The sequence below is a fragment of the Rhizobium sp. Root1220 genome, assembly GCF_001426265.1.
Lineage (GTDB): Bacteria > Pseudomonadota > Alphaproteobacteria > Rhizobiales > Rhizobiaceae > Rhizobium.
Map to the genome: position 1 here is coordinate 291,505 of NZ_LMDG01000035.1, position 22,361 is coordinate 313,865.

Below are 22,361 nucleotides of genomic sequence, written 5' to 3' on the forward strand. Positions count from 1 at the left end.
CCGCCTTGGCATGTTGGCCGACCTGCCGGGGCGCCGCCATACGCATGCGATCACCTTCCCACCCCCCTCGATCGAGACCATGACCCGCCTTCTCCCTGATGTATTCCGCAACCCGACGATCCGGGTCAGCATGCTTGCGATCTTTACCTTCGGATTCGCCGGCGCTGCCACGTCGCCCTATCAGTCCGTGGTCGGTATTCGCGAACTCGGTCTCGGCAACGGTCTGTATTCTGCGCTGATCTTCTCGGCCGCCGCGGTGAACGTGATTGTCAGCGTCCTGCTCGGCAACCTGGCCGACCGTCTCGGCGAGTATCGAACCATGATGCTGACCGTAAGCATCTTCGGCATCCTCGGCTACGGTGCGATCTACGTGTTGCCGACACAGGCAACGTTCGTCGTGAGTGCACTGCTGTTGCTCCCTATCTACGGATCCCTCAATTCGCTGCTTTTTGCCAATGTCCGGGCGGTCACCAGCGGAATGCCCCGTAACGATGTGGCGACGATAAACTCCGGCGTCCGGGCGATGATCTCGCTTTCGTGGGTCCTGGTACCCGGCATCACGGGTGTAATGCTGTCGCAATCGACCAGCATGCTCCCGGCCTATCTCTTTGCCGGCCTCGCATGTGTCGTCTGTCTCGTCCTCATCGCAGCCTTGCTGCCCCGCCAGACGGGCACCGACCGGGCAGCAACCCATCACCTGACCTACCTCGGGGCCCTGGGTGAGGTGGTTTCGCCGGCTGTCTTTGTCAGGGTGATCGCCATCGCGCTGATCAGCAGCACGCTGCACGTGAACGGAGCGATCCTGCCGCTGATCGTCACCGGTGAAGCACACGGCACCGTTGCGGATATCGGCATTCTCGTCGGTATCGTCGCCTTCCTCGAGGTTGTGTTTATCGTCGTCTGGGGACGCGTACTGCGGGTGATGAGCGCGATCAAGGCGCTGGCGATCGGGACGATCATCTACCTGGTCTACCTGGTGCTGCTCGCCTTTGCCTCTGCACCCTGGCACGTCTACGCGCTCACGCTGATCAGCGGCATCGGGGCCGCCGCACTGATCAGCATTCCGATTACCTACCTGCAGGATCTGATCTCCGAGCGCCCCGGCCTCGGTAGCGCATTGATCTCGGTCAACATATTCCTGAGTGCAGGCCTGAGCGCCCTGCTGTTCGCAATTGGCACCGGCTTCAGCAGCTATTCCGGGACATCGCTCATCGGAGCGCTTGCCGGTTTAGCTGGGCTTGGTCTCCTGCTTTTCTTCGATGGAAGCAAGCGGCGGCGCTGAACAACCTATACTGTCTTTTTTTGCAACACTACCGCGTGCGACAAAGGGTTGCATTATGCATATGGATTAAAATATAGGACTTATTTGGTAGGTATTTATCCGAATCATATGTGGATAATACGTCAGCAATATAGTATTTTTTCACAGCGATAAAGACTTATCGTCGGCAGTGCGTTTACTAATGTTATGATGTCGACCGATGTTCGCAATCCTGAGATGATTTCACGCCAAAAGGTTGTGAAATACTATACTTGGAGCTTGCGTGGCCGCGCCTCACAAAATCTGCAACTATCACTAGCTCGGGTTGGAAAACTGATCGGATTCGGCTGCTGTAGTACAGGGATTTTGCCTGCAAGACTAAACACGCTCACATGATGTCTTTGACGCTCGATGGGAGGGCAAGATGGTTCCATTCCGGGATTACGCTTCATCCGCCTGACAATAAGACGATCGGAAACATGGACGCAACGTTTTCCGGTGTTGTGTCGAGCGCGCCTCCATCGGGTGCGCACAGCGGAATACACGCTGAAGGCCGCTGTTTGCCTTGAATTTCTTTCCTGGGGTTGGGACACGATGACACGTCGAGCACTCGACGAGGATCATCATTTGGGTGCGCTTCTTGGTCGGGCGCATGCCTATAAGAAAATATCCTAGGGAGTAGGTCCGATGATCAATGCGTTCGGTGAAGATACCTATCTGGCGCTTGTGCAGTCCATTTACGAGACGGTCGTAACCCCCCACGAATGGGACAAGGTTATCGCGGAGACAATCGAGATCACGCAGGCCTCCGCGGCGGCGATCGTAGGTTTCAGGAGGCCTGACGATCGAAGGGTGTCTGGTTTCGCAAAGGGGATTTCGAAGGCGCAGCTATGCAGCCCGCAGGTGATTGGCGCGCTGTACGCCTGCACACTGAACGCAGGCCAGGGTGCAGTGGTGAACATTGATTTCAAAACGCGACTTAGCCCGCAATGGGGCGCTTCGCTGCAGGAATGCTTCGGCAACGAAGGCATGCTGCTCGTGCTCGTCGTGATGAAGGAAAGCGGTCGGCAGATTTCCCTCATGGTGCATTTCAACCGTGCCGGCCGGACTGAGATCGAGCGGGCAACCGAGGCCTTGATGAAACTTCTTCCGCATTTTCAGACTGCGTTCGCCATCCAGAAGGCGACCCTTCTGGAGCGCGAACGATCCTCCAATATGGAGAGTGCCTTCTTTAGTTCGCCGGTTCCCTCAGCGATCATCACAGCCGACTACCAGGTTCGCCTGGCCAACACCGGTTTCGAGAAATTCGCTGAAGCATCCCACCAGCTGATCGAATACCGGGATTCCATTTTGGATATTACCGATCCTGAGCTTCGCGATGTCATCGCTCGCCTCGTCGGCATGTCGGGGCAGCATAGCCGCATGCGGCATATCGCCTGCGCAGAGGACCGGACCAAGAGTGTCAAATGGCTGGTCAGCATCGATGCCTTGACGGGACGCTGCGCCTTCGGGGCACAATTCAAGAGCGTGTTTGCCAGCAGCGATCCGGTCTATATGCTCACCATGCGTGAACTGGGCAGAAACACGCTGCTTCAACCGGAAATGATAAGATCGGTTTTTGGCCTGACCTCGACCGAGGCCAATCTCGCCCATTGCCTGCTGAACGGCGAAACAGCTTCCGAGATTGCGCGGCAGCGCGGCGTGTCGAAAAACACGATTCACAACCAGCTCGCGTCGGCAATGGCCCGCATAGGCGTCAATCGGCAGACACAATTCATGCACTGCCTCGCCGAGCTCTCGTCCTTCACGTTCTGAGAGGGTGGAGGGCCGGGATCAGAAGTGCCACGTCACGTTGACTGAAGCATTGTAGCCAAGGGCATGGCTCATGTCGATCGTCGGGGAAACGACGCCGGCATCATTGACGTACTTGACCGTGGGAACCTTGCTGGTGAAATCAACACCCGTGTTGAAGCCGATTTCAACGTTCTCTTTCACGGCATAGCGCACGCCGGCATTCAGCCCGGCCAGCAGGGCAGCGCCGTTGCGCGTTTGCTCAAGCGCATCGAAACTCCCATTCGCCGCATTGGGGAGCATTGCCGAAAATTGACTTCGGTACTTCGAATGTAGATAGGCGCCACCCAATCTTGCATCAAGCGAGACACGTAGATCCGGCTGCACCCATTTCGTTATCGTCAGCCCACCGATCGCGCCGACATAGCGCGCATCCAGTTGATCGTTCTGGGCAAAACCAAGCGTGGGGACGTTAACTCCCGAGATGCTTTCGCCGATGTCGATCGTTCGCGTGAAGTCGACATCACGATCGATCGACCGATAGGTCGGCCCGAACTTGGGCGTCACGGACCAACCGTCGCTGAGGTCGATCGGCGCACCGAGCAGCAATGTCTGGTCGATGACGGTGGTATCTTCCGAGCGCGAGTCTATCACGGCGCTGTTGCTAAGGTCGCCCAACGCGCTGAAGGTGAAGCCTGTGTTGTCGCCATACGCGGCATAGGCTGCGGCACTCGGAGTGTCGCCATTCGTGACGAGCGCCGTAAAGGCACCTCCGGTTATCGTGGTGCTCGATGCAAATTGGGTAACTTGTCCGCCTGCAGGAGACGAGGCGGATGAAGCGATGGTTGCCGTCCCACCCGCGCTATCATTGACGGTCACGAGGGCCGTAGCGGCAGCCGGCAGCACGCCGATCGCCGAAGCGGTCAGCGCGATGCTGCCGTTGGCCCTGTTGCCGAAGCTCATGTCGAACGTGTTCTGTCCCGCCAAGCTCGTCCTGCTGTTTGAACTGGAAGACAGATCGGCGATGCCGCCGTTCCATTCGAGGACCAGCGGCTGAGAGCCGATTTCTCCGAGCGGTATGTCCAGGCTGTAGCCAACGCCGAGCCCGTTGTCGGTCAGTCGGCTGCCCTCGCTTCCTCCAAAGAAATCCGTGCGTCGGGAATCCCAACTCGGCAGGTTCAGCCAGTTTACGCCGATCACGATGTCCAGCGATGAATCCGTTGGCGCATCACCCACTGGCTGCGGAGATTTGTTGTCGTCGGCCAAGGCGTCCTGACCGACCAAAATTGCGAGTGTCGCGAGAACAATAGCGACCGGTCTGCCCGACCGAACGGCTGCGCGGATCCCCATTCTCCTCCGTCACCCCAGTATGCGCCGGGAAAACCACGGCCGACTCACTGCGAGCAATTGTTACTATATATTAGAATATAATCAATCGGCTGCACGCTTCTGTTCATCAAGCGATGACAAGCGGTGCAGAAATGTCACGGGACCGAGACGGTGCAGAGTTTCTCTCCATCCGGGCCATAGACCGTCAGACGGGCGGTCCAGCCGCCTTTCGATATTGTCGAGCGGGATAGTGCGAGGCGCCCCGAATCCGTTTTCTCGAAGTCGCCGCCTTGCGAGTTGCTGGATCTATTGCCTCCGGAGCTGGAAATGATCTCGAATTGAAAGGTCCCCTGGGTGCGACCGCCACCCACAATCGTAGGAACGACGGTCGTCATCCCGCCTTTGTCCTGATGCTCGATAGTGCAATGCATGGGAGGAAGGGCAGCCATCATTGTTTGCCTCCTGGAAGGAAGAAGGCCAGCGGTGTCAGCGCTGGCCGTTAGTTGTGTACGAACTAGTACTGAACCGTGACAGAGCTGTTGCCCTTGCCGTTCTGATAGGTTGAAGAGTTGTTGCCATGGCCGAATTGCAGCGTTCCGGAGACGTTGCCTCTGCCGTTCTGATCGGTATACGAGGTGTTACCGAAACCGAATTGGGCAGTGCCGGACACATTGCGGCGGCCGCTCTGGACTGTCGTCGAGTCGTTCCAGCCACCAACCTGCAAGGTTCCGCTGAAATTACGTTTGCCGGATTGACCTGTGCCAGCCATGTTGCCCCAGCCATTCTGGCTGGTAACGGCGGTGTTGTCTGCCGCATAAGCTGCAGTAACCGATGCAATTGCGATAAGTGCGGAAAATACTACGACCTTGATTCCCATTGTCTTTCTCCTATCCTCCCCGTCGGAATTGACGGTTGAGAAACACTACCGCAGAGTGTTCAAGACACGACCGTCAAAGCTTACCTACCCGAGAGTTGAAGTTCACAACGAGGACCAACGAAAGCATGATCGCCGTGATGTAATTGATGGAACGCCATTGCCGTTTGCCTCGTCGCAATAGCGAAACATACTATGTGGCTGGTCGCTTTCACCGATCAATCGAAGGGCCAACGAATATTTCAAGTTGAAGAATTCGGGCGCGGCCGCCGGAAACACCTCGCCTTGATTGTCGCGCAACAATCTACACGTCGCTGCCCATATCGGATTGTGCCCGCCGGAAACGGGAAGGCGTCAGTTCTCTCTTCGTCTTGAAGGCCTTGGCAAAGGCCGCTTCGGATTCGTAGCCGACAGCGACGGCGATGTCCGCGACGCTGCGGTGCGTCTGCAGCAGCAGGTCGCTTGCCATGCTCATCCGAAAATCAGTCAGAAAGGCGCCGACGGTGAACCCCGACCGGTCCCTGAAGCGCCGCGCGTAAGTCGCGCGGGACATTGCGGAAAGCCGCGCCAGATCGTCGATCGTCCAGGGATGCGACGGTGCAGCCACGATCGACCTGACCGATTTGCCAAGCCTGGGATCCGTGAGCAGCGGCAGCAGTCCCGGCACCTCAAGCGGCGAATTGCCGGTGGTTCTGACTGCCATGACGAAGAGGGCAAGACACATGGCGGTCACAACGGTCAGCGCGCCGGGCAGCTCGAGCGCAGTCTCCTGACGCAACAGCGAAACCATCGTCCTCAGCGTTTGCTCCGACTGTGCATTCGACAGGGACGCGTGAAAAACATCGGGCAAGGTGTCAAGCAGCAGCGTCGAGGTGGCGGAGGCCGAGGTGAAATGACCACAAAGCAGATCGACGTCCGGGTCGCCATCGCCATTTCTGCGCAGCGGCAACATGCCGTCCACCGTTACCTCCAGAGGTGCCGCGCGCCCATGCGGATGTGCGCCGACGATGGCGTGCGCCTCGCCTCTCGGGAACATCAGGAAATCGCCGGACTTCATTGTCACCTGCCGGCCTGCGCCCGTGCGGATGATGCATTGACCTCCGAGGACGAGGTGAAAGGGAATTGTCCCGCCCTCGACGATATCGTGTTCGATCTGGAACGTTCCCCTCAGCTTGCAGCGTATGTCCAGCGATGGCTGCAGGCGCGAGAGATCAATGAGGCGGCTGAGGACATCCATGAGACGATCGCACCATAAAATGAGAGTCTGACGCATTTAAAGAAGCACGCGGCAGGTTCATATTCTCTTTCAACAGCACAGGCAATGACGCCCACGCTAATGGCAAAGGAGAGTTTTATGTTGAACTGGAAAGAGTATCGCACCCAACTTCTCGGCCGCATCGGCGAGATCGCCAAAGTCGCTCCGGACACCATAAGGGGCTACCAGACCCTGTCGTCTGCCGGCCAGAAGACCAACCATCTCGACCCCAAGCAGCGCGAGCTGATTGCGCTTGCCGTTGCCGTTTCGCTGCGTTGTGATGGCTGTATTGTCGTCCACACGACCGAGGCCAAGAAGCTCGGTGCGACCAACGAAGAGATCGCCGAGGCGCTGGGCGTTGCCATCGCCGTCAACGCGGGCGCCGCCCTTGTCTATTCGGCACGCGTCATGGATGCTGCGGAGGCTGTTGCCGCATAGGAGCAAGGCGGCCGGCGGGCTTCATCCCGGCCGGCCGCGCTCACCAAACCGGAGGCCTTGAGATGACCATGGATTCCTCGCTGAAGCCGCCGATCGAGCTCGGTTCACGGCCGGTCCCGCGCACCATATTGCCGCGCGTCCCTGCTTCCTTCTTCGGAATTGTCCTCGGCACGGTCGGGCTTGGGAGCAGCTGGCGGACCGCTGCCTCGATCTGGTCGCTACCCGTCAATATCGGCGAGATCCTGAACCTTGCTGCCGTCGCCATCTGGCTGGTGCTGGTGGTGCTGTACGCCGTGAAATGGATCGTCGATCCGAAAGCCGCGCTTGCCGAGGCGGAAAACGCCATTCAATGTTGCTTCATTGGCCTCGCCGGGGTGGCGACGATGCTGGTTGCGCTTGCGCTGTTGCCTTATTCGCGGCTCGCCGCCACGCTGCTCTTCGGGCTGGGCGCGCTCTTTACACTGTTCTTCGCATTGTGGCGCACCGGTGTCCTGTGGCGCGGCGGTCGCGACCCGACAACGACCACCGCCGTTCTTTACCTGCCGACCGTCGCGGGTTCCTTCGTCACAGCTATCGTTGCTGGCGCGCTCGGCTATGCAGATTGGGGTCAACTGGCGTTTGGTGCTGGCTTCTTCTCATGGTTGTCGATCGAATCCGTTTTGCTCAATCGCCTGTTGACGGCGCCGGCCCTTGCCGAGCCGTTGCGCCCGGCGCTGGGCATCCAGCTCGCGCCACCGGCCGTGGGAAGTCTGGCCTATCTCAGTGTCACCGAGGGTGTGCCTGACATGCTTGCGCATGCCATGCTCGGTTACGCCATCCTCCAGGCGCTGCTGTTGTTCCGGATGCTCCCGTGGATCGGCAAGCAGCCTTTCGCCGCATCCTACTGGGCCTTCACTTTCGGCATCACCGCGCTTTCAACGGCGGCCCTCAGGATGGTGGCCCGCGGCGATCCGGGCCCGGTGCACCAGCTGGCGCCTGCCCTCTTCGTGGTCGCCAATGTCGTCGTTTTCACGATTGCCTTCTGGACGGTTCTGCTGCTGGTTCGCGGCAAACTCCTGCCGGCGGTCGCTCCCCCTAAATGAGCCGGGGCCAATAGAAAAAGTCCCGCGGCAATACATTGCCACGGGACCTCTTGAGACCACCGACCGGGAGAGAGATGGTCAGGCGGCCTGAACCTTGCGGGCGGTGCGCGCCCATTCCGGCAGCCAGTCGCCATGGGCGGCAAGCAGTTCGTCCGTCATCGCCCAGATCTGGTCGAGATCGAGCTCGGCGGCCGTATGCGGGTCCATCATCGCGGCGTGGTAGATGTGTTCGCGATTTTCCGTCATCAGCGCCTGAACTGTCAGCTCCTGCACGTTGATGTTGGTGCGGATCAGCGCCGTCAGCTGCGGTGGCAGATCGCCGATATAGGTCGGCTGGATACCCGACGCGTCAACCAGGCAGGGAACCTCCGCGGCGCAATTATCAGGCAGCGAAGTGATGCAGCCGTTATTGCGGACGTTGCCGTAGATGACGGAGGGCTCGCCCGTCCATACCGAGTTGATGATCGAGGAGGCGTACTCCTTCGACTGCGCGACCTCGATCTTGTCGGCGGATCGATAGGCTTCCGCCTGCCCTTTCCAGCGTGCGATCTGCTCGATGCAGCGCTTCGGATACTCATCGAGCGGAATGCCGAACTTTTCGATCAGGTCTTCGCGACCTTCCTTGATGAAGTAGGGCGTGTATTCGGCGAAGTGTTCCGAGCTTTCGGTGACGAAATAGCCGAGGCGGGTCAGCATTTCGTAGCGCACCTTGTTCGGGCAACGCGGGTTCCAGCCGGGCTTCGGCGCACGGCCTTCGCGATAGGCGCGTACCAGATCGGGATAGAGGTTCTTGTAGGAACCGTCGGCCTGGCGATGCTCGAACTTCAGATAGAAAGCCATGTGGTTGATGCCGGCCGAGCGGTAGCGGATCTCCTCGTAGGGAATGTCGAGGTCGTGCGCCAGCTCCATTGCCGTGCCCTGCACCGAGTGGCAGAGGCCGACCTGCTTGATCGTTGGATACTTCTCGGCGATTGCCCAGGTGTTGATCGCCATCGGGTTGACGTATTGCAGCATGATCGCCTCCGGGCAGACGGCGAGCATGTCCTCGCAGATCTTCCACAGATGCGGCACGGTGCGCAGCCCGCGCATGATGCCGCCGACGCCGAGCGTATCGGCAATCGTCTGGCGCAGGCCGAATTTCTTCGGGATTTCGAAGTCGGTCACGGTGCAGGGCTCATAGCCGCCGATCTGGAAGGCGACGACGACGAAGTCAGCGCCGGTCAGCGCTTTGCGCTGGTCCGAATAGGTCTCGGCCTTGGCCTTGACGCCAAGCGTCGAGATCAGCTTGTTGACGACGATGGCGCTTTCTTCAAGCCGCTGCGGGTTGATGTCCATCAGGGCGATGGTCGCCCCGGACAGCGCGGGACGCTGCAGCACGTCGCCGATGATGTTCTTCATGAAGACGGTGGAGCCCGCTCCGATAAATGTGATCTTGGGATTTCTTGCCATTATAACCTCCGGCATGTGCAATCAGGCTACTTCGAAAGCGGCTTTCACGAGCCGTTCGGTGTAGGCGGTCTTGGGATTGGTGAGAACTTCGTCGACGGGTCCCTCTTCCATGATCTTGCCATGCTGCATGACAATCACCCGGTGGCAGAGAGCACGCACGACCTTGAGATCGTGCGAAATGAAGAGATAGCTGAGACCCCGCTCGTCCTGCAGCTTGCGCAACAGTTCGATGATCTGCGCCTGAACCGAAAGGTCGAGCGCTGAAGTCGGTTCGTCGAGCAGGATGAATTCCGGTTCGAGCGCGATGGCGCGGGCAATGGCGATGCGCTGGCGCTGACCGCCGGAAAATTCATGAGGAAAGCGCGACAGGATGTTGCCGGGCATGCCGGCCGCAATCAGCGCCTCGCGAACACGGTCCAGCCGCTCGGCCCTGGTGGAACCCAGCTTGTTGACCACCAGCCCTTCCTCGATGATCTGGCCGATCGTCATGCGCGGGTTGAGCGAGGAAAAGGGGTCCTGGAAGACGATCTGCATGCGCGAGCGCAACGGCCGCATCTCGGCACGCGACTTGCCGTGGATCGGCTGGCGATCGAAATAGATCTCGCCATTGTCGGCATCGTTCAGCCTCAGCAACGCCTGGCCGAACGTTGTCTTGCCGGAGCCGGATTCGCCGACGATACCGAGCGTCTCATGCTTGCACAGCGTCAGGCCGAGGCTGTCGACGGCAACGAGTTCCTTGAGCTCCGGCTTGAAGAAGGTGCCGTGCCGCATCATGAACGAGACGCGGACATTCTTGGCATCGAGAATGACCTCTGAGCCCTCGGGCAGTGGATTGGCCTGGCCGCGTGGCTCGGAGCTCAACAGATGCTTGGTATAGGCGTGCTGCGGATTGGCGAAAAGCTTTTCCGTGGTGTTGTGCTCACGCATCTCGCCGTGCTGCATCACGTAGACGTAGTCGGAGAACTGTCGCACGACCGTCAGGTCATGGGTGATCAGGATCACCGCCATCCGCATTTCCTTCTGCAGGTTGCGGATCAGGTTGAGGATCTGCGCCTGCACCGTGACGTCGAGCGCTGTCGTCGGCTCGTCTGCAATCAGCACGTCGGGCTCGTTGGAGAGCGCCATGGCGATCATGACGCGCTGGCGCTGGCCGCCGGAGAGCTGGTGCGGGTATTGCCGCAGCCGCGCTTCGGGATCTGGGATCTGCACGTGCTTCAGCAGTTCCAGCGCGCGCGCCATCGCCTGCTTCTTGCTCATCTTCTGATGCACGCGGATCGCTTCGACGATCTGGCTGCCGATCGTGTAGATCGGGTTCAGCGAGCTCATCGGCTCCTGGAAGATCATCGAGATCCGGTCGCCGCGCAGCTTGCGGCGATCGCGCTCGGAGTATTTCAGGATGTTGGCACCGTCATATTCGACGGTGGATTTCGGCGCGATCACGGCGCGCTTCGAAAGCAGCCCCATGACAGTGCGTGCCGTCACCGATTTGCCGGAACCGGACTCGCCGACGATGGCGATGGTTTCACCGCGATAGAGCTGGAAGGAGATGTCCTTCACGGCCTCCACGGTGCCATGCTCGACCTTGAAGTTCACGCCGATGTTGCGGGCGTCGATGACGGGGCTTTCCGTGCGTCCGTCGTGATCGAGGCGAACAGGCGGGGCGAAGGAATTGACGAGTGCAAGAGCCATGTTCTTCACCTCAATAAGGATCGACTGCATCACGCAGACCGTCGCCCAGCGCATTGAACGCAAAGACGGTGATCAGGACGAAGCCGACGGGCGCGAGGATCCATGGGTAAGTGCCGATGACGGAATAGTTGGCCGTATCCTGCAGCATCAAACCCCATGAGATCAGCGGCGGCTTCACGGCAAAACCGAGGAAGCCGAGGAAGGATTCCAGCAGCACGACGCTCGGGATGTGCAGCGTAACGGCAACGATGACGTGGCTCATCACGTTCGGAAAGATGTGCTGAAAGATGATGCGCCGGTCGGTGGCGCCGACAGCCATTGCAGCCCGGACATAATCGATGCGGGCGAGCGCCAGCGTCTTGCCGCGAACTTCGCGGGACATCTGCGCCCAGCCGAGCGCCGACATGACGATGATGACGAAGCCGAGGAAGACATTGGTCGGCGCCGTCACCGGGATCAGCGAGGTCAGCGCCAGATAGAGCGGCAACTGCGGGAAGGCCAACACCACTTCGACGAAGCGCTGCACCCAGGTGTCGAACGAGCCGCCGAAATAGCCGGAAACCATGCCGACCGTGGTACCGATGACGGTGACGATGAAGACAACGGTGAGCGCAATGGTCAGCGAAATCCGCGAGCCGATGATGGCGCGAGACAGTACGTCGCGGCCGAACTTGTCGGTACCGAGGAAATGTACCGGCTGACCGTCGACCGAACCGAAGAAGTGGCGGTCGGCAGGGATCAGCCCGAACAGCTTGTATTCAGCGCCTTTGACGAGGAATCCGAGGTTTCGCGGATTGTCGTAGTCGGGACCGACGATCGGCTGGAAGGTCACAGGGTCGAGCTCCTCGGATTCGCCGAGCGCATAGACGCGCGGCGGAAAGGTGAGGTTGCCGTCCTTGTCGTGGAAGCTGATCATTTGCGGCGGGGCGAAGCCGACATCGGTCGCCTTCGGGTCCATCGGCGCAAAGAAATCCGCGAAGATCGCCATCAGCAGCAGCAGGCCAACCAGGATGAGGCCGATCATGCCGGTCCAGGACCGTCTCAACCGTCGCCAGACGAGCGACAGGTAGCTCTCATTGCCGTGCGGCGCGTTCTTGACGGTTTCTTCGTGCGGTGGCGGAGGGGAAGAGTCGAAAGCGAGCATATCAGGCTCCTCCGTACTGGCGGACACGCGGGTCCAGCATGGCAAGCAGCATGTCGGCGATGATGTTGCCGACAATCAGCGTGGCCGAGAGCACCATCATGAAGGTCGCGGTGACATAGACGTCACCGACCGCCATGGAACCGACGATGGCCGGCCCGACTGTGGGCAGCGAGAAAATGATGGCCGTCTCGATTTCACCTGTGAGCATGTAGGGAAGCACGACGCCCTGGTACATGACGAGCGGATGCAGCGCATTCGGCACCGCATGGCGCATGACAACAGCACTGCCCGACAGACCTTTTGCCTTCGCTGTCTCGACATACTGCGCATTCAGCGTATCGAGCAGATTGCCGCGCATGACGCGCATGTTGTAGGCGAGGCCGCCGAAAGTGGCGATGGCGACGACCGGCCAGACATGGTGGACGAGATCGACGAACTTGCCCCAGGACCACGGCGCTCCGCCATATTGCGGCGAGAAGAAGCTGCCGATCTCCGAGACGTTGAAATGGAAGACCATCAGGTAGACGATGATCAGCGCCATCAGGAAGCGCGGCACCGTCATGCCGAGGAATGAGATGCCTGAGAGCAGGCTGTCGATCCAGGAATACTGGCGGGTGGCCGCCCAGATGCCGAAACCGATGCCGAGCACCGATGCGAAGATGTGGCAGACCAGCGCCAGCAGCAGCGTGCGCGGCAGGCGCTCGCCGACCACGTCGGCGACCGGCTTGTTGTAATACATGCTGTAGCCGAAATCACCTTGGGTAATGATGCCCTTCATCCAGGCAAAATATTGGATGACCATCGGCTGATCGAGACCATGAGCGATGCGGTAGGCCTGGGCCTGTTCTTCCGCCTGAGCGAAGGACGCGCCACTCTGGTTGATCAGCTGGGAACGGATATAATCGGCATAGTCACCAGGCGGGGCCTGGATGATCGCGAAGGTCACGATGCTGAGGATGATCAGCACCGGAATCGCGGAGGCTATGCGCACGAGCAGAAATCGTAACATTGGAGGGTTCGCCTCTCCTTGCGGCCTGTCGCGCCATGTCGGTGCGGCCGGCTTGTTGGGGTCTTGTCGGCCGCGCATCACTCGCGGCCGGTCCGTTTGCTGGGAGGAGGAAGCTTAGTTGATCGGGCCTTTTTCGCCGGGCTTGCCAGGCAGCTGTTGCGGGAACAGCTCGTACTTGCCCTGCTTGTCGGCGGCCACCCAAAGACGTTCACGGATGACCGAGTCTTCGGCCCAGTTGAACATGAAGATCGGCGTACCCTCCGGCACGTTCGAGAAGCGCTTGTTGATGATCAGCGCACCCGGGTACTCCGTGAGACCGACCGTATCGACATTCTCGGTCGCGATCTTCTGGTACTGCTTCATCAAGGCGACGCGCTCGTCATTATCCTGGCTGGTGCGGAACTTGTTGACGATATCGACCAACTGCTGCTCGTAGGGCATCAGATCGACCTTGTCGTCCTTGCCGGCACGGTGCTGCCAGCTGGTGCGCGGTCCCACCGGAGCAAGCTGCTCTGTGTTCTGCACCACGGATGCAAGTTCCGTCGTATTGCGCTGGATCACCCAGTCGAAGCGGCCGCTGTAATGAGCATCGTCACGCTTCGGGCCATCGAGCGCATTGATGATGACCTTGATCCCGAGCTTCTCCATCTGCCCGACGACGCCTTCTGCAAGGCTCTTGTCGGTGGTGTAGGTGTTATTGACGAGAAGCACGACCTCGAGGTTCTTGCCGCCTTCGGTGGCCGCTGGGAAATTCACGAAGCCGTCGCCGTCCGTATCCTTCAGCCCCACCTTTTCGAGCAGCGCCTTGGCGCCCTTGAGGTCGAACGGATAGTAGACCACCGAGTTGCGATCGTAGAAGCTGGTGCCTGAGGACAGGCCACCCGGATAGATCGCCGTGAACGGACCCTTGACCAGCGAGTCGCCGATTGCCTTGCGGTCGAGCGCCATGGTGATGGCCTTGCGGAATTCCTCGTTGCGGTTCAGCTCGCGGATCGCCTGGCTGCGTGCATCGGGTTCGCCCCAGCCATTGGCCGAGAAGTTCATGCGCATGTTGTAGCCGATCAGGCGCGGACCGAAGGCAAGGCGTGCGGGTGCGGTCTTTTCGGCCGCACGCTTCAGCGATGCCACGAAGTTTTCGGGCTGTTCGAGGTTGGAAATGTCGCCGGAGCCGGCCACGGCCTGCACGTCACGGTCAGCCCACGTGGAGAGCTTGTAGTGCAGCTCGTTGAGGTAAGGCAACTGGTTGCCCTTCTCGTCGACCTTCCAGTAGTAAGGGTTGCGGCGCATCACGATGATATCGTCCGCACGATATTCGACCGGCACCCAGCCACCCATCACAGGCATGTTCATGAACTCTGGCGGGAACGCGTTCTTGAACTGGTCGTAGGTGTTCTTGGAGTATTTCGGATGCTGCGGCTTCAGGATATGCGACGGACCCGGGCAGAAGTTCGGGTACGCCATCGCGTAGAGATACTGTTTCGGGAAGGCTTCCTTGAAGGTCCATTCGACGGTGTGGTCGTCGATCTTCTTCAGCGTCGTTCCGGCGCCGAAGGCCTCGGGGGACGCACCGCCGCCGAGCGGCGAAACGTTCGGATCGATGACCTCGTCTTCCCAGTAGAACATGATGTCGTCAGCACCGAACGGCGCTCCATCGGACCACTTGGCGCCTTCGACCAGATGCATGGTCAGCTTGTGCCCGTCTTCGGACCAATCCCAGCCCTTGGCGAGGTTCGGCAACGGCTCGGTATCCTTGGCCTCAACCTGGAACAGCGGTGCGGTACGCGTCAGGCATTCGGACAGGCCGATATCGATACCGCCCCAGCCCTGTGTCTGGCCGGCGCCGTAGTTCCAGCCTTCCGGCCGGCCGCCGATGACATGGCGAAGCGTGTCGCCATAGACGCCGATGCCATCCACCATGTTGTCGGTCTTGAAGACCAACGGCTCCTTGGGAAGACGATCCTTGACCGGCGGCAGCTTGCCGGTGTCGACGAAGTTCTTCTTCACCCAGTCCGGTTCGTTATACGAAGGGAGCGCCTTGAACTCTTCGATCGAATCTCGCGATACGTATTTGATCTTGCCTTCCGCCGGGAATTGCGGCGGAGCGGGCGGTGCCGTCGGCTCGGAGGCGTAGGCGCTTAAAGCCGAGACCGAGACGCTCAGCGCCAGTCCGGCAAGAACGCCAATGTTACGGAAATTTCTCATCGTCTCTCCCTCTTGTTTCGAGGTGCTTGCGGCGACCCCGGTTCTCCTCAACGATCCGGAAACGGGCTTGCGGCAATGAGGTCCCTCCCGGAGCCTCATTGCCACCCGTCCTCCGGGAAACTCAGACGGCCTGCTTGAGCGCCGCTTTCTCGGCGCGAAGTTCGTCGATCGAGCGGACTTTACGCCGCGCCGCACCGGCCCATTCGCGGGTCTTCACCGTCGATTTCGCCAGACGCTCCTTGGCGGCAGGAACGGCATCCGCATATTGCGGCAGCCAGCGTGCCTGGGCGACGACCATTTCGTCGACCATCTGCCACACCTCTTCCGGCGTCGAGACGGCACCGACCAGCGGATCGTGCAGCACGGCAAGCTTCAGAAGGTCGATGTCCCCGCTGACCGCCGCATGCACCGACATGCGCTGGACATTGATCGACGCCATGCAGGTGGCGGCGCAGGCTTCCGGAATGGTGATGCCGGAGACCATGTTGATGCCGAAGCGGTCGACGAAGCCGGGCGATTCGATGATCGCGTCAGCCGGCAGGTTGGTGATGACGCCATTGTTCTTGACGTTGAAGTGGCCGCGATAGACGCGCCCTGTTTCCAGCGCCTCGAGAATATGGCTCGCATGCTCGTTCGAACGCTTGGACGGATCGATCGGCTTTTCGGCCGACGTCAGGAACTGCGGAAACTCCGTCTCGAACCAGTTACGGGTCTCGGTGGAGTGGCGCAGGTAGCCGCCGGTCTCGCCGTGGATCCAGTCGGACATGTCGATCCACTTGGTGATCTCTTCCGGCCGCTTGCGATACCATGGCAGGTATTCCGAGAGATGGCCGTTGCTTTCCGTCGAGTAGACGCCGAAGCGTTTCAGCACGTCGATGCGCAGCTTTTCCTGCTGCGAGAACACCGGATGCGCCTCGAAGGCGGCAACCAGCTCGTCCTTGCCGATCTTGCGACCGTTGAGCTTGAGATCGACGAACCAGGTCTGGTGGTTGATGCCCGAGCAGATGTAGTCGAGTTCGGCGGGAGACTTTGCACCGAGCACTTCGGCGATCTGTTCGGCGCCATGCTGGACGCCATGGCAGAGGCCGACCGTGTCGACCTTGCCGTATTCGATCGCAGCCCAGGTGTTCATCGCCATCGGGTTTGCGTAGTTCAGGAATTTGGCGCCTGGCTCGGCAACCTCGCGGATGTCCTTGCAGAAGTCGAGGATGACCGGAATGTTGCGCTGGCCGTAGAGAATGCCGCCGGCGCAGATCGTGTCACCGACGCACTGGTCGATGCCGTATTTCAGCGGGATGCGGATATCGTCGGCATAGGCTTCAAGACCGCCGACGCGCACGCAGCTGATGATGTAGCGCGCGCCCGTCAGCGCTTCGCGGCGGTTGGTGGTGGCGGTCACCTTGGTCGGCAATTTGTTGGACGAGACGATCGTATCGAGGATCTGCTTGATCATCTGCAGATTGTGCTCGCTCATATCGGTGAGCGCGAACTCGATGTCCCGGAATTCCGGAACGCACAGGATGTCGGTGAACAGCTTTTTCGTGAAGCCGACGCTGCCGGCGCCGATGATAGCGATTTTGAAACTCATGATCCTAACCTCGATGCGATCAAAATGCCGGCAATGGACGACGAGAAGAAGATTTGCACGCAGGCTTGCGCACTGCGCCAAAAAGGGCCAGAAATCAGGCTCATTCTCCTCCCCGCCACTTCTCGATGCTGGCGGTGTGCTCTCTCTTGAGGGCGGATTATGCGCAAATTCGGCGATGCCGCCAGAGAAGGATTATGCTTTCATGGGTAATTTTGTGCTGCAAAAACTGATTGAGAATGGACCGGTCATGCGGACCGTGTCACTGCCACGCGGTCGACAGAGCCTGCACACCATGCCGACCAGCACCGGCTATGAGATCCGCGAGAATGCTACCTATGACTGGGATGGCCGCAAGCGCGGCCAGACGCCGTTCACCGTCTTGCAGCATACGATTCGCGGCTCCGGAAACCTCCGATACGAGAATCGCGAACTGCGCGTGAAGGAAGGCGAGACGCTGCTTGTCCTGGTGCCGCACAATCATCGCTACTGGCTGGAGGACGGCGATCGTTGGGAGTTTTTCTGGATCTCGATGAACGGCGAGGAGGCCTTGCGAATCCATCGCTCGATCCTTGCGGTGACCGGCCCGATCCTCCGGCTGCAGCCTCATACGATCGAGCATCTCGCCGATTGCAGCCTGCGGCTGATCACCGGCGCCGAAACACCGGGGCTCGCCTCGGCGATCGCCTACGAGGCGGCGATGGCGCTGTACGACGACGTATTCGGCTCACATCCGGTCTTCAGCGAAGAATACCGGACGATGCAGCACGTCATCGACTACATCATGAGCAATCTGGAGCGCCCCTTGCCGGTCGAGGACCTTGCCAGGGTAGCCGGCCTCAGCCGGGCGCATTTCTCACGCATGTTTGCGGCGAACGAAGGTCTGCCGCCCGCCGAGTTCGTGTTGCAGAAGCGATTGAAGCGGGCGGTCAAGCTGCTGACGAAGACCGCCAACATGCCCGTCAAGGAGGTCGCGATCCGCTCCGGCTTCGAAGACGCGAACTATTTCTCCAAGGTCTTCCGGCGCGTCTATGGCACCAACCCGACGGAATTCCGCACGACTGGCATGTATGCCAGTGTCGGCAGGCAGGGCTGACGCCCGCGACCGCTTGGCCTCGGCCCTAGTAGGATAGCTTTGGATACCAGGTCGGCGGCCGTCCTTCCGGGGTTGTGTCGAGCACGGTCCAGAGCGGCATGAAATCCGGCGCACCGCGCGGATCCTGTCCGGGATCGGCGGTCACCGGCCCCATCTCCTCGCTCCAGAAATGGCGGATCCGGCCATCCCTGCGCGTGAAGACGTTGTAGGCCGCATCGTCGCTGCCCTCCCGGCCGACGGCGCGATAGTCGCGGCTGTACTCGTCGTCGATGTCGGAATAGAGGGGAAGATGATGCCAGCCACGCTCCCTCTTGAAGGCAAGTAGCCGTTCGATTGGAGAGCGACCGACAACTGCGAAGGCCGCCTGTTGCATGATATCGGGAACTTCGCCGTCGAGCGCCGAAAGCATCGAGGTGCACATTGGGCATGGGCGTTCCCGCTCCGGTCCGTACATGTAGCTGTAGACCACCAGAGTCTGCTTGTCGCCGAAGAGATCACCAAGGCCGACCGGCCCGTCAGGTCCCTGGAAACGGTAGTCCTTGGTCACTTCTCCGCCCGGTGGCAAGGCGCGGCGCATCTCGGCGACGCGCTCGATGTGCCGACGCAATTCGATCTCCTCGGCGAGCAGCACCTCGCGCGCCCTGCGGTAGTCCGCACTTTCATTCGGAATGCGCACAGTATTCCTTCTTGCCAACTCCACTGCCGAAACAAGACTTTGGGCATCCATCGAACGGTCCTCCTTCTCTCGTTCACATCAGACAACCTGCCGCCAGGCACGTAGGCGACACGGCGTGTCCTTCAAGAACGTTCGAGGAGAGAGAAAATCGACACCCCTCTGCATAAAAAGACGGGTGAAGACTGTCACGTCCCGCGCGGGCCTTCTCGTGGAGGGCATTTCGCCATGCCTAAGGAACGTCTCCGGCGCAAGGCGGACGGCTGCTTTCGATCCGTGGCGGTCGGATGCGCCGCGCTTGTACGTCGTCATTTACCGTAACGTACTTCCAATAGTGCAAGATCTGGTTTGTTCTCGGCGGAGAGATTGGAGCCGTGGAGGTGTTCGCCGACATGTCGAGCTCTCCATTCGACGCGGCAAGCAGGTGGAAAGCCCGAGCACTCTCCAGATGAATTGGTGGAAAGGAACGGAAGTATGGTTCGGATCGCAATCGAGACGGCCTTGGTCTGGATGCTGGTTGCCGGGGGTGCCTTAGCGCAAGCCACCGGGAAGGATGTCATTCCGGTTACGCCCGACAACTTTCCACGCGCCGAATCCGATCTCTATTTCGGAAATATCGCCAAGGACGATGGCTTTGCGAAGTTCAAGCACCACCGCGAACTGAGCCCTATCGATCACCAGCTTGTCATCCGGACCAACCGCGACACGCTCTATTCCGGTGCCGTTTTCGACCTGGATGCCGGGCCAGTGACGATCACCCTGCCCGACGCGGGCAAGCGCTTCATGTCCATGCAGGTGATAGACCAGGATCAATACACGCCTGAAGTCGTCTACAAACCGGGGAGCTATTCGCTATCCAGGGAAAAGATCGGCACACGATACGTGCTGACCGCCGTTCGCATGCTTGTAAACCCGCAGGACCCCGAAGACATGAAGCAGGCGCGTGCCCTCCAGGACGCCATCAAGACCGAGCAGAAGGCACCGGGAAGCTTCGACGTTCCGAAATGGGATCCGGCAAGCCAGAGCAAGGTCAGATCGGCACTCCTGGAACTGGCCGCGACACTGCCCGACACCAACCGCATGTTCGGGACCCGGGACGAAGTCGATCCCGTTCGACGCCTGATCGGCTCGGCTTCCGCCTGGGGCGGCAATCCGCAGAAGGAGGCGATCTATCTCAATGTGACGCCTGAGAAGAACGACGGCAAGACCATCTACAAGCTCGACGTAGGCGATGTGCCGGTTGAGGGTTTCTGGTCCATCAGTGTCTACGACGAGCAAGGCTACTATCAGCCAAACAAGCTCAACGCCTATACGCTGAACAACGTCACGGCCAAGAAGAGCAACGACGGTTCGGTGCATATCCAGTTCGGTGGATGCGATGGAAAGACGGTTAACTGTCTGCCGACAACGAAAGGCTGGAACTACATGGTTCGCTTGTATCGCCCGAGCGCCGATATCCTGAACGGTAAGTGGAAATTTCCTGGGGCAAAGCCCCAGGCGGGCTGAAAACCGTCCATAGCCTCCGGTGGGCGAGGGCAATCTCGCCCATACAACAGCGGCGCCGGCAGCGCTTAGACCAAGATATAGGCTTTTCACGACCTCCGTATGATTTCACGGCCGTGGCAACAAAAATAGCGTGACCGTCGAAGCAGGAAATCGATTTTGCCTTAAGGAGGAAAAGGGAACATGCCATACCGATCAACGGGAAGGTTTCGTCCAAAAGTCGCATTGTACTGCACGCTGGTCATGGCCCCGGCCATGGCCCTCACGGCCTGCACGACCACCGAGAGTGCTGTTGCAACCAAGGAAAGTAATCTCGCAGCCGCCGGCTTTGTGGCCCGCCCGGCCAACACTCCGAAACGTCAAGCCATGCTGAAGCGCCTGCCACCGAACACGTTCCTGTCGGGTGCGCGGGGCAGCAACGTCACCTTTGTCTATGCCGACCCCGTCGATTGCAAGTGCCTGTATGTCGGTTCGCAGCAGGCCTACGCCCAGTACCGTCGCTCGCAGCAGCAGGCAAGGCTCGCCACACGGCAGCGGCTCGCCGCGCAGCCCTATGCGGACTCGGATTGGGACTGGGGCGAATGGGGTCCGTGGGTCAACGACTTCAGCGGCCCCTTCGGGCCCGGCTCCGGTTGGTAGTCGCGACAGCGGGCGCCGCTCTCCCCGGCCAGGCGCTTGCCATCGAAGGCGAAAGATTTCCGGAATTCTGTAGCAAATGCCACCGATGTCCGGACCCAAAGTGGACAAACATATTGCCCTTCAACACCACTGTCGGTAGCCTCCACACATGGACCGATCCGCAACGTTTCTCGCTGTTTTGGCGCTTTCAACGTCTTCCCCTGTGGTGGGAGCGGGTGCCCATATTCAACCGCAGGCCCCTTCGACGCTGTGTCACAATGAGGACACTACCCTATTGATATGGCAGAGCCAGAACACAATTCTGTCGCTCGACTACAATCGCGAGCCCGCGATCCTAACTGTCGATGGAAGGCAGTGGTTGCGGCTTCCTTCCAACATACAAACATCAATTGCATTATCAGCTTATTGTCGCCTCAAAACTTCCGACGTTGCGCGCGATCTGGAAATTCGCAATCAAGGTGGAAATCTCTTCGGCACGGTGAGCCGAGGCCAATGGCGAAATCGGCTTACTGGGCAATGACTGCAGTTGGTGTAGGAAGGTCAATTGGGAATGACCCCAGTCGGGCCCTACGCCTACAATGGGTTGCGCGAGACTCTAAGATTGCTACACATTACGCGGTGTAAAGAGGGGCCAGTCGGGGTGAGAGCTCTAAAAATTGATCATGTTCACATCGAAGTTCGCGATCGGGATGCAGCCGCGGACTGGTATCAGCGCACTTTGGGCCTCGTACGTTACAAACAACTAGCCTCTTGGGCGGACGATAAAAATGGCCCTCTGATACTTAGTGCTGGGGATGGCAATCCCGCACTTTCGCTTTTTCGAAGAGATTGCGGCGCCCTTTCACGCGACGCAACGATTGCTTTTCGGGTTTCAGGCGAACAATTCGTGGCATTCATGGATGAGTTATCCGACCTCCGATTGTTGCATCGCTCTGGAAAGATTCTTTCTAGGGGCGATGTCGTTGACCACGCGCTTTCATGGTCACTCTATTTCCTCGACCCGGATGAGAACCGCCTTGAAGTTACGTCCTATGATTACGCTCAGATCGCAGGTGCTGTTGGCGGTCAATGACCGCAACTAGCGCAAAGCGGACGATTGCCGCCAGTTGGTCTTTATGCTTACAAATGGCAAGCGCCGCAGCGCTGTCAGTTGGTGGCATTTGCTGAATAATTCCGAAATTTCGCCTTCGATTTTCCCCTCCCATCACCGCCATGCGATCATCCCCTCGTTCCGTCATCGGATACCGCAAGGCGTTGCGGCGAGACGGGACCGGCGCCGGGTGGTTGGGAACGACGCATGCTCTCTCACCCGGAGTCCGCGGAAAATGGTCTCCCTCCGGAG

The 22,361-nt window shown here is 59.6% G+C and carries 19 protein-coding genes; 8 read left to right on the forward strand and 11 right to left on the reverse strand.

Annotated elements, in window-relative coordinates; translation table 11 throughout:
* Positions 1–79: 79 nt before the first annotated feature.
* Together ASC90_RS24720 and ASC90_RS24725 are read left to right on the forward strand one after the other, a co-directional pair.
* On the forward strand, positions 80–1,282 hold the full coding sequence (locus tag ASC90_RS24720; protein ID WP_056546458.1) for an MFS transporter: 1,203 nt from the start codon (positions 80–82) through the stop codon (positions 1,280–1,282).
* 666 nt (positions 1,283–1,948) lie between these two features.
* Positions 1,949–3,076 carry a LuxR C-terminal-related transcriptional regulator gene (locus ASC90_RS24725; RefSeq protein WP_056546329.1) on the forward strand — a complete coding sequence of 376 codons (1,128 nt, stop codon included), beginning with the start codon at positions 1,949–1,951 and terminating at the stop codon, positions 3,074–3,076.
* Between the two features lie 18 nt (positions 3,077–3,094).
* Here the strand turns inward: ASC90_RS24725 and ASC90_RS24730 are convergent, their stop codons facing one another.
* From ASC90_RS24730 to ASC90_RS24745, 4 genes are all read right to left on the reverse strand, one after another.
* Positions 3,095–4,402, reverse strand: a complete 1,308-nt coding sequence (locus ASC90_RS24730) for a hypothetical protein (RefSeq protein WP_056546331.1) — start codon at positions 4,400–4,402, stop codon at positions 3,095–3,097.
* Between the two features lie 134 nt (positions 4,403–4,536).
* Positions 4,537–4,833, reverse strand: coding sequence for a curli-like amyloid fiber formation chaperone CsgH (csgH, locus tag ASC90_RS24735; RefSeq protein WP_056546334.1), 297 nt, complete (start codon positions 4,831–4,833; stop codon positions 4,537–4,539).
* Positions 4,834–4,895: 62 nt separating this feature from the next.
* Positions 4,896–5,258 (reverse strand): hypothetical protein, encoded by a 363-nt coding sequence (locus tag ASC90_RS24740; RefSeq protein WP_056546337.1) that lies wholly within the window; start codon positions 5,256–5,258, stop codon positions 4,896–4,898.
* 301 nt (positions 5,259–5,559) lie between these two features.
* Complete coding sequence (locus ASC90_RS24745; protein WP_056546340.1) at positions 5,560–6,492, reverse strand: AraC family transcriptional regulator; 933 nt, start codon at positions 6,490–6,492, stop codon at positions 5,560–5,562.
* A 117-nt stretch (positions 6,493–6,609) separates the two neighbouring features.
* Between ASC90_RS24745 and ASC90_RS24750 the strand changes: the two genes are divergently transcribed.
* Both ASC90_RS24750 and tehA read left to right on the forward strand, forming a co-directional pair.
* Positions 6,610–6,948, forward strand: coding sequence for a carboxymuconolactone decarboxylase family protein (locus ASC90_RS24750; RefSeq protein WP_056546342.1), 339 nt, complete (start codon positions 6,610–6,612; stop codon positions 6,946–6,948).
* 68 nt (positions 6,949–7,016) lie between these two features.
* A complete protein-coding gene (gene tehA, locus ASC90_RS24755; protein ID WP_156393128.1) occupies positions 7,017–8,030 on the forward strand; it encodes a dicarboxylate transporter/tellurite-resistance protein TehA in 1,014 nt (337 codons plus the stop codon).
* 78 nt (positions 8,031–8,108) lie between these two features.
* Here the strand turns inward: tehA and ASC90_RS24760 are convergent, their stop codons facing one another.
* The 6 genes from ASC90_RS24760 to ASC90_RS24785 all read right to left on the reverse strand — a co-directional run bounded on the left by ASC90_RS24760 (position 8,109) and on the right by ASC90_RS24785 (position 17,111).
* Positions 8,109–9,479, reverse strand: coding sequence for an alpha-glucosidase/alpha-galactosidase (locus tag ASC90_RS24760; protein WP_056546348.1), 1,371 nt, complete (start codon positions 9,477–9,479; stop codon positions 8,109–8,111).
* Between the two features lie 21 nt (positions 9,480–9,500).
* On the reverse strand, positions 9,501–11,168 hold the full coding sequence (locus ASC90_RS24765; RefSeq protein ID WP_056546461.1) for an ABC transporter ATP-binding protein: 1,668 nt from the start codon (positions 11,166–11,168) through the stop codon (positions 9,501–9,503).
* Between the two features lie 10 nt (positions 11,169–11,178).
* Positions 11,179–12,312 (reverse strand): ABC transporter permease, encoded by a 1,134-nt coding sequence (locus ASC90_RS24770; RefSeq protein ID WP_056546351.1) that lies wholly within the window; start codon positions 12,310–12,312, stop codon positions 11,179–11,181.
* A 1-nt stretch (position 12,313) separates the two neighbouring features.
* A complete protein-coding gene (locus tag ASC90_RS24775; RefSeq protein WP_056546354.1) occupies positions 12,314–13,321 on the reverse strand; it encodes an ABC transporter permease in 1,008 nt (335 codons plus the stop codon).
* A gap of 114 nt (positions 13,322–13,435) precedes the next feature.
* Positions 13,436–15,523 (reverse strand): ABC transporter substrate-binding protein, encoded by a 2,088-nt coding sequence (locus tag ASC90_RS24780; protein ID WP_056546357.1) that lies wholly within the window; start codon positions 15,521–15,523, stop codon positions 13,436–13,438.
* A 121-nt stretch (positions 15,524–15,644) separates the two neighbouring features.
* The gene (locus tag ASC90_RS24785) at positions 15,645–17,111 is read right to left on the reverse strand and encodes an alpha-glucosidase/alpha-galactosidase (RefSeq protein ID WP_056546464.1); all 1,467 of its coding nucleotides are present in this window, start codon (positions 17,109–17,111) and stop codon (positions 15,645–15,647) included.
* A 202-nt stretch (positions 17,112–17,313) separates the two neighbouring features.
* On the opposite strand from ASC90_RS24785, the gene ASC90_RS24790 reads away from it, so the two are divergent.
* The gene (locus tag ASC90_RS24790; RefSeq protein WP_056546468.1) at positions 17,314–18,204 is read left to right on the forward strand and encodes an AraC family transcriptional regulator; all 891 of its coding nucleotides are present in this window, start codon (positions 17,314–17,316) and stop codon (positions 18,202–18,204) included.
* 25 nt (positions 18,205–18,229) lie between these two features.
* On the opposite strand, the gene ASC90_RS24795 is transcribed toward ASC90_RS24790, so the two are convergent.
* The gene (locus tag ASC90_RS24795) at positions 18,230–18,931 is read right to left on the reverse strand and encodes a DUF899 family protein (RefSeq protein WP_056546360.1); all 702 of its coding nucleotides are present in this window, start codon (positions 18,929–18,931) and stop codon (positions 18,230–18,232) included.
* 420 nt (positions 18,932–19,351) lie between these two features.
* On the opposite strand from ASC90_RS24795, the gene ASC90_RS24800 reads away from it, so the two are divergent.
* From ASC90_RS24800 to ASC90_RS24810, 3 genes are all read left to right on the forward strand, one after another.
* Entirely contained in the window at positions 19,352–20,383 is a 1,032-nt protein-coding gene (locus ASC90_RS24800; RefSeq protein WP_082520039.1) for a DUF1254 domain-containing protein, read from the forward strand.
* A 180-nt stretch (positions 20,384–20,563) separates the two neighbouring features.
* Positions 20,564–21,019, forward strand: coding sequence for a hypothetical protein (locus ASC90_RS24805; protein ID WP_200950943.1), 456 nt, complete (start codon positions 20,564–20,566; stop codon positions 21,017–21,019).
* A 640-nt stretch (positions 21,020–21,659) separates the two neighbouring features.
* Positions 21,660–22,091: a VOC family protein gene (locus ASC90_RS24810; RefSeq protein ID WP_162246992.1), complete on the forward strand. Its 432-nt coding sequence runs from the start codon at positions 21,660–21,662 to the stop codon at positions 22,089–22,091.
* Positions 22,092–22,361: the final 270 nt, after the last annotated feature.